General features: G+C 52.3%; 12 protein-coding genes. 2 read left to right on the top strand and 10 right to left on the bottom strand.

Going from position 1 to position 12,339, the window contains the following annotated elements; all coding sequences use genetic code 11:
* Positions 1-101 precede the first annotated feature (101 nt).
* From HZA49_02115 to HZA49_02075, 9 genes are all read right to left on the bottom strand, one after another.
* Positions 102-1,376, bottom strand: coding sequence for a LarC family nickel insertion protein (locus HZA49_02115; GenBank protein MBI5778237.1), 1,275 nt, complete (start codon positions 1,374-1,376; stop codon positions 102-104).
* A 107-nt stretch (positions 1,377-1,483) separates the two neighbouring features.
* Positions 1,484-2,551 carry a hypothetical protein gene (locus tag HZA49_02110; GenBank protein MBI5778236.1) on the bottom strand — a complete coding sequence of 356 codons (1,068 nt, stop codon included), beginning with the start codon at positions 2,549-2,551 and terminating at the stop codon, positions 1,484-1,486.
* Between the two features lie 110 nt (positions 2,552-2,661).
* Complete coding sequence (locus HZA49_02105) at positions 2,662-3,702, bottom strand: hypothetical protein (GenBank protein ID MBI5778235.1); 1,041 nt, start codon at positions 3,700-3,702, stop codon at positions 2,662-2,664.
* Positions 3,703-3,778: 76 nt separating this feature from the next.
* Positions 3,779-4,606, bottom strand: a complete 828-nt coding sequence (locus HZA49_02100) for a hypothetical protein (protein ID MBI5778234.1) — start codon at positions 4,604-4,606, stop codon at positions 3,779-3,781.
* 18 nt (positions 4,607-4,624) lie between these two features.
* The gene (locus HZA49_02095) at positions 4,625-4,822 is read right to left on the bottom strand and encodes a hypothetical protein (protein ID MBI5778233.1); all 198 of its coding nucleotides are present in this window, start codon (positions 4,820-4,822) and stop codon (positions 4,625-4,627) included.
* Between the two features lie 115 nt (positions 4,823-4,937).
* Complete coding sequence (gene dacB, locus HZA49_02090) at positions 4,938-6,443, bottom strand: D-alanyl-D-alanine carboxypeptidase/D-alanyl-D-alanine-endopeptidase (GenBank protein MBI5778232.1); 1,506 nt, start codon at positions 6,441-6,443, stop codon at positions 4,938-4,940.
* A 105-nt stretch (positions 6,444-6,548) separates the two neighbouring features.
* Positions 6,549-7,574 (bottom strand): flotillin-like protein FloA, encoded by a 1,026-nt coding sequence (gene floA / locus HZA49_02085; GenBank protein MBI5778231.1) that lies wholly within the window; start codon positions 7,572-7,574, stop codon positions 6,549-6,551.
* 95 nt (positions 7,575-7,669) lie between these two features.
* Entirely contained in the window at positions 7,670-8,428 is a 759-nt protein-coding gene (locus HZA49_02080) for an SDR family oxidoreductase (protein MBI5778230.1), read from the bottom strand.
* Positions 8,429-8,447: 19 nt separating this feature from the next.
* Positions 8,448-9,536 (bottom strand): hypothetical protein, encoded by a 1,089-nt coding sequence (locus HZA49_02075; GenBank protein MBI5778229.1) that lies wholly within the window; start codon positions 9,534-9,536, stop codon positions 8,448-8,450.
* A 423-nt stretch (positions 9,537-9,959) separates the two neighbouring features.
* Here HZA49_02075 and HZA49_02070 point away from each other — a divergent pair, with 423 nt between their 5' ends.
* Entirely contained in the window at positions 9,960-10,334 is a 375-nt protein-coding gene (locus HZA49_02070) for an FKBP-type peptidyl-prolyl cis-trans isomerase (protein MBI5778228.1), read from the top strand.
* A 132-nt stretch (positions 10,335-10,466) separates the two neighbouring features.
* Positions 10,467-10,862, top strand: a complete 396-nt coding sequence (acpS, locus tag HZA49_02065) for a holo-ACP synthase (GenBank protein ID MBI5778227.1) — start codon at positions 10,467-10,469, stop codon at positions 10,860-10,862.
* Positions 10,863-10,882: 20 nt separating this feature from the next.
* Here acpS and HZA49_02060 read toward each other — a convergent pair whose 3' ends face one another.
* A complete protein-coding gene (locus HZA49_02060; protein ID MBI5778226.1) occupies positions 10,883-12,274 on the bottom strand; it encodes a hypothetical protein in 1,392 nt (463 codons plus the stop codon).
* Between the last annotated feature and the right edge of the window lie 65 nt (positions 12,275-12,339).

Below are 12,339 nucleotides of genomic sequence, written 5' to 3'. Positions count from 1 at the left end.
AGGAAAATACACACCCCCTACCCCTCTTGTTAGAGGGGACTTATCTTTGCGTCTTTGCGGTGAATGACTATCTTTTTCCCAGCGCTGCGGTGATGACCCCGCTAAAGCGGGATAACTCGCAGTAAATCATTCTTCAAACTGCGAGTAACCTGCCTTAATGGCACATTATGCTTCCGGGCGGCTTTGCGGCAATCCTCGTATTCCGGCGAGAGGTGTTGGGCCTCGGAACCCAGATAACTTACCTTGACTCGGATAACGCCGTACTTGGTCTTGACAGAGCGTATCTCTCTTTTGAGTTTGGCCCGATGGCACAGGTATTTCCTGATGCCCAGGGTCGGTAGTTCAGTAAAGATAATTCCTTCCATCTTGGAGATAAGGTCTATCGGACAGAGTGCCTGTAATAACACCCCGGGCCGGGATTTCTTCATCTGAATCGGCAGGGTGAATACATCCAGCGCCCCGGCAGCAAATAGTTTTTCCACGGTATATCCGATGACCTCGCCGGTGGCATTGTCAATATTGGTTTCCAGGACGCAGATGGTGTCTTTTTCAAATCCCCCCGCACCCCCCTTTGCCAAAGTGGGGACTGTGCCGATAAATACCCTAAGGATATTGGGCTGGTCCAACAGGTCGAGGGTTCCGGCGCCGTAGCCGATTTTGGAGATATTAAATTGCGGAATTTCATTGGATGGCCGACCCAGAGTGGTTAATATAGCCGCACCGGTGGGCGTGACCAGTTCCTTCTTTATCGGGCTTCGGAATAACTCAAAGTTCTTGAGCAGTTCCATAGTACCGGGCGCTGGCAAGGGATACAGTCCGTGTGCGCATCTGACCTTGCCTTCATTAAGCGGAAGGGGAGAGACATAGATGCGTTCAATCCCTAAATGATAAATGCCTAAAGACGAACCGACGATGTCTATCAGTGTGTCAACCGAACCTAACTCATGGAGCCGGATGTGCTTTGACTTATGGCCCCGGCAAATACTGCCGGGATAAGACCCAGTAACGATATTTTGCCCCTTTGGGTCAAAATCTCTAACTGGGTCTAAATGTTGATGAACCTTTGTTTCCGCGTCGGCTATCCGGTTGAGAATCTTTAGCGAATCGGTCTTGACTTGCTTGGGTAATCGGGATTTCCTGATGGCGCCTGATATTTCATTGAGAGACAGGTGCGCATCTGCGCCCGTGATATCAATCTTCAGGCCGGACAGGCCGCAACGTTCCACCCGCCGGAGCGACAGCTTGACCTTAAACGGCTTAATCAGCGGCTGGAGCGATGCCTTGAGTTTACTGAACGGGAATCCGGCGTCCAGCAGTCCGGACAGAATCATATCCCCGCTGGCGCCTGAGGAACAATCAAAATAGGCAATTCGCATAAATAAGTAGTCCCTATGTCCGGGATAACTCGCACTAACTCATTACATTCGCAGTGCGAGTAAACAGCAAACAGTATACAATAGACAGTAATTTGTGAATGTCAATATTATTCGATTGGCAGAAGTTCCTTGACCTTTACCGCGGCCGGCGAGTCCGGATATTTTTTCACCAGGCCCCGGGCCTTCTGAACGAGTGTTTCCAGGGACTGATTCTTTTTCTTACAGTCCGCGCATTTCTGGTTGAATGTTCCGCATTTGTTACAGGCTTTGAGTTTATCTATTTCCGGAATCATGTCGGCCAGTTCCTTTTCCGCCTTGAGATTATCCTGGAAGGTCTTGTCGTCTTTAAGTTCGGTCAGGATGCTGTCAGCCTTGTCCCCGATGTCATCGCCCTTGAATAACCTGGCGGCTTCCTGGTAAAGATTATGGGAGTTCAGCGGTTCGGTGTCCTTCTTGGCCGCGGCTTTTTGCAAAAGCTGATTGCCATAGCGGCTCAGTTTTCCGATCAGTTTTTCCGCCTCGGCCTTTTCCTCCGCATCGGCGGAATTCAGGTGTTTGGTTTTTAGGGCAGCGAGGGTTTTGCCGAGTTCCTTGCGTTCCTTTATTTTATCTGCCAGGGCTTTGAGTTTTTTATAAGGTTCCGGGCCGGTCAGCCAGTCCGGCGCGGCCTTCATGGCGGCGGCCAGTTTGCCCTCGGCTTGCATCGGATGGCCGCTGTAAATCATCTGGCCGGTATGGTCAAAGAGCACAAAATGGGGATAGATCTGGATCTGGACGCCGGAAACGCAGCCGCCTTCGTATATCGGATAGGTCAGGCCGATGGACCGGCAATAAGCGGTCACCTCTTTCGCGGTCTCTGGATCCTTGCTGCCATGAAACCCGATCAGGACTAATCCATTCGGGCCGTACTTTTTGTCCCACTCGACCGTGCGGGGCATGGTGGTGGCGGGATAGACCCCGAGCCATTTGCCCCAGAATTTCACGCCCACCACGCGGCCTTGCAGGTCTTCCTGGGTGAGCGCGTCACCCATCAAGAGCTCGCCGAATTTGATGTTTTCAATAGTAGCTTCCAGAAGTTCGCTTTCGCTCTGCAGACAGGTTGATTTCCCGCAGACCGCGATAAAAGATAGGGCCATGCAAATCGCCACTAGCAACCCAATGTTTATTTTCGGCATGTATTCCTCCTCAGGCGCAGTTCGGACCCCGCCGAATATGGCGCCCAGGTAAACGGATTCCGTGTTCCGCCAGAGGCGGGCCAGCAGGAGCGGAATGGCATAAAAACAGCTTATTCCACCGGAAGCAATTCCTTAACCTTGACCGCGGCCGGCGAGTCCGGATACTTCTTCACCAGCCCTTTGGCCTTTGGTATCAGCACCTCCATCGAGGCGTTCCGTTTATAGCAGGCCGGGCAGTCCTTGCTGAACGAGGCGCAGGAGTTGCAGGGCTTCAGTTTCTTCATCTCAATGATAATATCAGCCAGTTCCTTGTCCGCCTTGAGATTGTCCTGAAACACCTTATCATCTTTAAGTTCCTTGATGTCCTTTTCGGCCGTATCGCCGATGGCATCGCCTTTATAGAGCGTGGCTGCCTGCTGGTAGCGGTTGAGGCACTCCAGAGGTTCCTTGGCCTTTTTGGCCCCGGCCTGGCGGAGCAGTTTATTCCCGTAGCGGGTCAGCCGTTCCGTTAATCTTTCCGCCTCGGCTTTCTCGTCCGCATCCTCGGAATTCAGGTGCTTGGCCTTCAACGCGGCCAGTATCTGACCTAGTTCCTTCCGTTTTTTTACCTTGTCCGCCAGGGCGGATAATTTCTTGTAAGGGTCGGCCCCGAGCAGCGGGTCCGGCATGGATTTCATTGCCGCGGTAAATTTGCCGCCGGACTCCTTGGGATGTCCGTTGTAAATCACCTTGCCGTTATGGTCGAAGATCACAAAGGTTGGAAAGTCAGTGATTTCCATTCCGGAAATGCTTCCACCGGCATAGACCGGAAAAGGCACTTTCTTTGACTTGCAAAAGGCGGCGAATTTCTCCTTGGCTTCGTCTTTGACATAAAAGGAGAGCAAGATAAATCCCTGGGGGCTGTATTTCTGGTGCCATTCGATAAACGTGTTGATGGCCCCGCCGCAGGGGCAGGTGGCGCAGGTCATGCCGTCGAAATCAACACCGACCACGCAGTCCTGCAGGTCCTCCTTGGCGACCTCGCTGCCCAGCATCAATTCGCCGAAATTTATATTCTGGACGGTGACATCTTCCTGGCCTTTAATGGGCGGCGAACCGGCCAGGCCGATTAGCAAAAGAACGGGAAGTATAATCAGGTATTTCTTAAACATGGAATTTCTACGAGTTAAGATGTTATTCCTATTCCTCTGGATTCCGTGTCAAGCACGGAATGACAGGGACAGAATCCTATTCCACGGGAAGAAGTTCCTTGACCCGGGCCGCGGCCGGCGAGTCCGGATACTTTTTTACGATGCCCTTGGCTTTGGGCAGAAGCATTTCCAGCGAGGCGTTCTTTTTCTTGCAGGCATCGCATTCCTTGTTGAACGTCCCGCACTTGTTGCAGGCCTTTAGTTTCTCGATATCCGGCATCATGTCGGCCAGTTCCTTGTCCGCCTTGAGGTTATCCTGAAAGGCCTTGTCGTCCTTCAGGTCCTTAAGGGCTTTGTCGGCATTATCGCCGATTTCATCGCCCTTGAATACCTTGGATACTTCCTGGTAGAGGTTATAAGAATTCAGCGGCTCGGTGCCTTTCTTGGCCTCGGCCTTCGCCAGCAGTTTGTTGCCGTAACGGGTCAGCCGTTCCGCTAATTTTTCCGCCTCGGCCTTTTCATCCGCATCAGCGGAGTTCAGGTGCTTTTCCTTGAGGGTTTTGAGGGCCTGGCCCAAATCCTTGTGGGATTTCGCCTTTTCCGCAATAGCTTTTAGTTTCTTATACGGGCCTTCGCCGACCAGCCAGTCCGGCGCGGCCTTCATGGCCGCGGCCAGTTTGGCATCGGCCTCCATCGGGTGCCCCTGATAAATCATCTTACCGGTATGGTCAAAGAGCACAAAGTGCGGATAGCCCTGGACCGGGTGTCCGGCAATATTTCCTTTTTCGTAAACCGGATAGGGTATCTTGTTGGCCTTGCAATAAGCCACCACCTCTTCCGGGGTCTCTTGCTTGGAACTGTGGAACCCAATCAGGATTAACCCCTGGGGCGCGTACTTTTTATACCACTCAACTGAGTGGGGCACGCTGGTCACGCATTGCGGTCACCACTTGCCCATGTATTTAACGCCGACCACGTGGTCCTGCATGTCCTCCTTGGAAATATCCTCGTTTATGACCAGGGTCCCCAATTGGATGCTGTCAATAGTGACATTGTCTTCGCCGGTTGTATAGTTAACTGGATTGATAGACAGCCCCAGAAACGCGATGGCTAACAGGATTAAATAGCGGTATGCTTTCATAAAAGCCTCCTTATGGTCCCGAAAGCATTCGGGGCCATTATCCCGGTTTGTTCCGATTGGTTTTATGCCATAGCGTATATCAAATACGTCTAACAAGGTCAATAGTTTTGTATTATTATTTTTTGAGCAGCCGGACGAAGTCCGTTCGAAAGTTCTCGGCGTTGGCCAGGCCGCGATTGTTCTGCTCGTCTCCGGAATCACCAAAGTCATTGATGATGACGGAAAAGGCGTAATAATCGTCGTTCCCGCGGCGGATATAGCCGGACAGCGCCAGGGCATCCTTGATATAGCCGGTCTTGGTCCAGACCGATTCCATATCGGAAAAGTTCCAGCGCTCGTAATTTAGCGAATCCCTGAAGGTGGTGAAATGCTTATGGCCGTGCATATATTTTAACAGGGTGATTATCTGGTTGACGCTAAAACGGTTTTCACGGGCCAAGCCGCTGGCATCTGATATGGTGAATCCGTTCCGGTCCAGCCCGACCTCTTTGGACAGGAACTCGCGGATTATCTTCAGTCCTTCAGCCAGGATTCCTTTGCCTTGATAGTAATGAGCCATTGATTTTAGTATCTGCTCGGCATAGAAGTTCTGGCTGCGCTTGTTGACCACGTTCATGGTTTGGACCAGGTCGGTTGACGTGGCAGTTATTTTGATGAGTTTCCCGGATGGCTTGCCCAGCTCCTGCCCCGAAATAATCGGGACTCCGTTGCGACTGCGCGCGCAGAGGCTGGGCTTGTACGGTTCGTCGGTTACCAGGATTTCACCGGAGACAGAAATGCCTTTCTTGGCCAGGGTTTCCCGGAGCACTGTTCCGAAGAACAGGCCCGGGTTATCCACGGTGATGGATTCCTTGATGGGTAGTTCCTTGGGGGACGCCCGGCCGCTGATATTGATGCGGTTGGTTCCCGCCACGCGCGAGAATTTCAGTTGGTTGGCGGACAGCTTCTTGTCCAGTTTGGTCTTGAATGAGACGGTAACGTATTTGGTGGCCGGCGAGATGGCATAGCGCATCCGGCCGGTCTTGGGGCTTGACCAAACCGTGATATCCACGCAATTATCGTTGAACGAGACCGCCGAGACCGGCGCGCAATACCAGTATGACAGCTGGTCCTGGGGCCAGGCCGGCGGAATGCATTCCCGGTCAAAGGCGCTTTGGTCGATGACCAGGTTGCCTTTGACCTCCTTGATGCCTGATTGGCTGAGTTTGTCAGCCCAGCTCTCAAAGATTGCGGTCGGGTTGTTATTATAGAACCGGCCGGAGATATTCGGGTCGCCGTTGCTGAAGACTACCAGATGGCCCTGAAGGGTATTGCTTATGATGGTGCCGTCATAGGAAATGGAGGTGGTGAATTTGAAGTCCGGCCCGAGCTGGCATAATGCCGCGGCTGTGGAAAACAGTTTGGTATTTGAGGCGATGACCATCTGGACATCGGCGTTTCTTTCATAGACGGTTTTATTGGTCGGTAGGGTCACGACCTTGATGGCGATATTGGATTTTTCCAGTTCATATTTGCGGATAAGATTATCAATATCAGACTGGGAAAATGGAAATGCTTGGGTAGCAGGGAAAAAGAAAGCCAAGCTGAAAGCAATAATCAGGCGCGCAATGGGAACCTTCATTGTGGCTTTTTGTTACAAGTGTTTTAGAAGTATTTTTGCGTGATTAAATCCCCCTTAATCCCCCTTTGATAAAGGGGGACGCAGGGTGATTTTAAGAGACCATTTCTAATGGATTTCCTTGGGCGGTTTGCCGGGCGTCGGCGGCTGGGCAATGGATTGCCTCATATCCGTATCGGCCTGGACATTGCGCAGGTTATAGTAATCCATCACGCCGAGTTTGCCTTCGCGGAATGCCTGGGAAATACCTTTGGGCACTTCGGCTTCTGCCTCCACGACCTTGGCCCTCATTTCCTGGGTCTTGGCCTTCATTTCCTGTTCCAGAGCCACGGCCATGGCGCGCCTGGTTTCGGCCTTGGCCTGGGCTACTTTCAGGTCAGCCGCGGCCTGGTCGGCCTGCAATTTGGCGCCGACGTTGTCGCCCACATCCACATCGGCGATATCAATGGACAGGATTTCAAAGGCGCTGCCGGCATCCAATCCCTTTCCCAAGACTGTCTTGGAGATGGAATCAGGGCTTTCCAGTACGACTTTATAGCTTTCGGCCGAACCGATGGTGCTGACAATGCCTTCGCCGACCCGGGCGATAATGGTTTCTTCAGTGGCGCCGCCCACCAGCCGGTCCAGATTGGTTCGGACGGTTACCCGGGCCCGGGCCCGTAACTGGATGCCGTCCTTGGCCACGGCGTCTATGGTGGCCCGGCCATCTCTTTGGGCCGGACAGTCAATCACCTTAGGCAGCACGCTGGTGTGGACCGCATCAAGGACATCGCGGCCGGCCAGGTCAATGGCCATGGCCCGTTCAGTGGTCAGGTGGATGCCGGCCTTGTTGGCCGCAATCACAGAGCGGACCACCTTGGTGACATTTCCGCCGGCCAGGTAATGCGCCTCAAGCATTGAGGTCGGGATATTCAATCCGGCTTTGACCGCGTTGATGCGGTTGATAACGATAACGTGGGCATCAACCTTACGGAACCACATCCCGACCAAATCCAGTATGGCTACGGACGCTCCGGAAAGTAATGCCTGCAGCCAGAGGAACCCGAATCGCAGGAATATGATGGCCACGATGAACAGGACGATTAATAATACGATGACGCCGATAACGCTAAACGTGGCCCAATTACTTTCCATAATGATACTCCATTCTTTTGGGGTTACGGTTGTTGATTATTGAAATTGTTTACCAATTATTTCTATTCGGGTCAATAAATTACCGATTGATTCCGTTATCGCGTGGCGATCATTCCGCCGTCCACGAAGATGGTCTCGCCGGTAATATATTTGGCTTCATCCGAGGCCAGGAACAATATAGCCGCGGCAATATCCTCCGGGTCGCCCAGCCGGCCCAGGGGTATCTTTTCCTCAAACCACTTGACCCGGTCCGGGTTGGAGAACAGCTGTTTGGTCAGGGTGGTCCGGGTCATGCCCGGCCCGACCGCGTTGATATTGATGTTGTAACAGCCCAGGTCAACGGCCATGGCCTGGGTGAGCATCTTCAAGGCGCCCTTGGAGGCGTTATAAGCGGCCTGGCCCTTGCCGGCGATGACCGACATGACTGAAGTGACGTTGACAATCTTGCCGTACATCTTTTCGGTCATGAGCGGCAGGACGGCCTTGACGCACAGGAATGCGCCCATGAAATTCACGTCCATTATCTTCTTGACGTCATCGGGCTGGACCAGCGGGAACGGGATGAATTCGTTGATGCCGGCGTTATTGACCAGGATATCAACCGTGCCGAATTCCTGGACCGTCTGCTTGACCATATTATCGACCTGGTCTTCCTTGGACACGTCGACCTTGAAGGCCATGGCCACCTTTTTACCGATTTCCGTATTTATTTTTTTGGCGGTTTCCTCGGCTCCTTTGATGTTGTAATCAGCCACGGTGACCCTGGCGCCTTCCCGGGCGAAGCTGATGGCGCTGGCCTGGCCAATGCCCGAACCGGCTCCGGTGATGATAGCAACCTTGTCTTTCAATCTCATACAATTACCTTTCTAATTTTTAGAATTGTCCTCCGAACACCTTTTCCTGGGCCTGCATGAATCGCTCCATGTCGTCGGCCGGATAGAGTTTGGTCTCGAAGACGCAGGATTTGTTGCCCATGCCCAGCGAGGTGGTCATCCTGACCTCAGGCCGCATGCTGGGCGGGACAAAGACCTGGACGTTCTTCTTGCCGTGTTCCTCGCAATACGGGCACATGGCAATGCCGATAAATTTTACCTTGACTCCGAGTATTTTGAAGGTGGTCTCAAACATGCTGAATTCCTGGCAGTTGAAGAATTCGGTGCGTTTAACTTTAGGTTCGCTGGCGCGTTTGTCCGGAGGCGGCAGGGTTTCCGAGGTGGTCAGGTCCTGGTCCGAGAACATGCCGTACCGGCCGATGGTCTGCAGGTCCGTCATATCGGTGATGCCGGCGGCCGGAAAGACCTCGACGAAGAATTTTTTGCTGACCAGCCAGCCGTATTCGTCCCTTGATGCCTCTACGATTTGCTTTAGTTTCTCCTCCGAGAATTTATTTATTATCATGGCCGAGAGCACGGCCTGGCGGGCCAGTCCGAAATTATAGGCCAGGATGCCGTCCAGGCAGAAGGCCAGCCAGTTATCGGTCAGGGTGTCGGGCATTTCACCTTTCTTCGCGGCCTCTTCGGTCTGGCTCATCAGGTCTTTGAGGACATCGCTCCAGTTGGCGCCCATTTGGGGCGGATACTTTTTGATGATAGGCCCAGCCTGCTTGTCATCCAGCAAGGAGTTCTTTTTAACCAGTTCCGTAATGTCATCGGTGTACTTGAGCCAGACATTTTTGAGGTTGTTCCTGAATTCATCAGTATCGGTTAAATGGAGGCCCTGCGCCGCTCTTTCCTTGGCTTCGAACCGGCAGCGCATCATTTCCTCTTCGGCCTTCCAGAACACGGCCATGACCTTCAGGCCCGGGAATATTTTATCGGGGCGGCTGAAATCGCCGTTATAGAGAAGCGTCAGTTTCTCCTTTGCTTTGGCGATATCATTGGTCTCGTTGATTTCCTTTGCCTGGCGTTTCACCTCGGATAAGTTCTTGGACCACTTATGCGAATGATATTCACTGAAGTTCATATTCAATCTCCTTGCACGCTACCATATTCCCCTCTATCAAGAGGGGCAGGTCCCGTTAATGCGGAACCGGGGTGTGTAAAACATTTATATAATTATTTTGACTTTCACTGTCAAACTTAATAGAATTTTATCAGAGGAGGAAGAAGTATGAAGAGATTAAAATTTTTCATGACTTTTGTAGCCGGGACGGTATTATTTATATCCGGGTGCGCGGGAAAGGCGGAACTGGTGCAGATTAAAACAGAACAGGAAAAGGTCAAAACGGAGTTGGTGCAGATTAAAACGGAGCTGGAAAAGACCAGGTCGGAATTAGTTCAGGTTAAGACCGAACAGGAAAAGGTCAAGACTGATTTAGTGCAAACCAAAACAGAATTAGAAAATACTAAAAAAGAATTAGAGAAAAAAAGAGAGGAGCGATCTACCATGAATCCAACGCAACCACAAGCACCAGCCGGAGGGGAAATCACCACTGCCAGCGGCCTGAAATATGTTGACCAGGTAGTCGGCGCCGGGGCCGAGGCCAAGTCCGGAATGAACGTCTCGGTGCATTATACCGGCTGGCTGACCAACGGGACAAAGTTCGATTCCTCCAAGGACCGGGGCCAGCCGTTTGAATTCCCGCTTGGGATGGGCCGGGTCATCCGGGGCTGGGATGAAGGCGTAGCCGGCATGAAGATCGGGGGCAAGCGTAAGCTTATTATACCGTCTGATTTGGGTTATGGCGCCCGGGGCGCCGGAAATGTCATTCCGCCCAATGCCACCCTGGTATTTGAGGTGGAACTGCTGGGCCTGAAATAACACCTTTTAACCACAAAGAGCGCAAAGGTCACAAAGAAAGTCCCCTCTAATAAGAGGGGATTTACCCTGCACACCAATACATTGGTGTGTGGGTTTAGGGGTGTGTAACTCTGTATCTTCGTGACAATATTTATGATTATCGGCATAGGCATAGATCTGATTGAAGTCCGGCGCGTCAAGGCGTTATTAAACAAGCCGAATCTTGGGCGTATCTTTACGGCGCAGGAAATAAAATACTGCCGGAGCAAAAAGAATCAAGCCGAATCCTTTGCCGCCCGTTTTGCCGCCAAAGAGGCGTTCTTGAAAGCCATCGGCACGGGTTGGGGGACCAGGCAAAGCCCGAAATGGACTGAAATTGAAATTATCCGGCATCCGGCATCCGGCATCCGGCATCCCAAAACCGTTACTCTTCGGCTGTCCGGTAAGGCGCAGAAGATTGCCAAACAATTAGGCGCAAAACACACCCATCTTTCGCTCACCCATACCAGGGATTATGCCATGGCCGTGGTGATACTGGAGAAGAAGTAATTTACTTTGCGGTGAATAGGTTACTGAAACTTTACAAATATCGGATTGGAGATGAGCCGGCCGTTCTTTTCGTCTATGGCCTCCAGCCGGTAATAGATGCGTTCGCCCGATTTGGGCTTATATTCATCCTTAAAATTCAGGGTTAGCGGAAGCGCCTGGTTGATTTCCTTAATCACCTGCCCCTGCCTGATAACCTTCAGGGTGGCCTTAATCTTCGGTGATTTTTCAGTCCGGACGCTACCATTCTTGAACGACACTTTTATCCTGATGGTCGGGGTTGAGGAAACAACCAGTTCATCTCCGGAATAGGCGATATTGGGCTGGGCCGTGTTGTAGATGCAGAAATCATCCAGCATCAGGGGCGGCAGGTCCGCGGCTTTCAGGACCGTGTAGGTCTGGCCGGTCTTCAAGGCGTCAATGGCTGACTTATACGATTTTTCCTTGAGCATAAAGACGGTCAGCAGGCGCGAGATGTCCTTGTCGCCGTAGTCGTCAGTTTCCCCGATGGCCCAGGCCGGTTTGGCGCGCCGGCCGTCCGCATATTCCTTTAACACCTCGTCCCAGGCGCCGTTGGGCAGTCCGATTTTCTGGTAGCCCTCCCAGAATACCCCGAAACCGGTGTAGTCAGTGGTGGCCTTGACGCATTCCGGATAGGCCAGGGTGTTGACGATAATCTTGTTGATGGACTTGGATTCCTTGGCTTCCGGGTGCGCCCAGAAGGTCAGGCCACCCTTGGAATTGACATAGTCAATCAGGTCCTGGTAGGGCGCATAGCCCTGGGGACCATCATACTGGTTGAAACGCGATTTGCCATTGCCGATCAGCGGCAGTTCCTTATAGGCGTTGACGTCGTTCATCCCGATGACCAGCATATGCCGGCCCCGGTCATTGAGGGCCAGCGTGTCCCGGAAATAACTGCCGCTCCAGTAATAGAACGGCATTGATTCCACTCCGTCAATCAGGATGATGTCACTGGTTGTGGTTGAGGCGGACTGGATGAGCTTGAAATAGTTATCAATGCCGTATTTGAAGACAGACGGCTCGTCCACGGTTTTCTTAATCAGTCCGCGCAGAGGCCAGAGCCCGTATTGGTATTTCTGGGTGTCGTGGTCGGTCACGGCCAGGATGCCGATGTCATTCTGCCGGGCTAATTTGATGTATTCATTAAAATCACGTTTCCCGCCGCTGACTGGCGTCTGGAGATGGATGGAACCGGCCACGTGGTGGAATGGATTGGCAGACACCACAACCGGCGGCGGGGTCGGCGAAGGCTGCGGCTTGCTTTTAGCCCCGGACTCCTTCCGGGTTTCACTTTGTTTTGCGGCTGTCTTGGAAAAGGCAAGATAGGGGATGAGTGAAACAAATATTAAAACAATGACAAGTTGCGTTAAGCGTCTTGCGTTATGCGTCATGAGTTTACCTTAAGCGTTCTGCGTCTTACGTTAGATTCCCAACGCATCACGCAAGACACACGACG

It is taken from the genome of Planctomycetota bacterium (assembly GCA_016235865.1).
Taxonomy (GTDB): Bacteria; Planctomycetota; MHYJ01; order JACQXL01; family JACQXL01; genus JACRIK01.
This window is presented reverse-complemented; position numbering and strand designations above follow the sequence as displayed.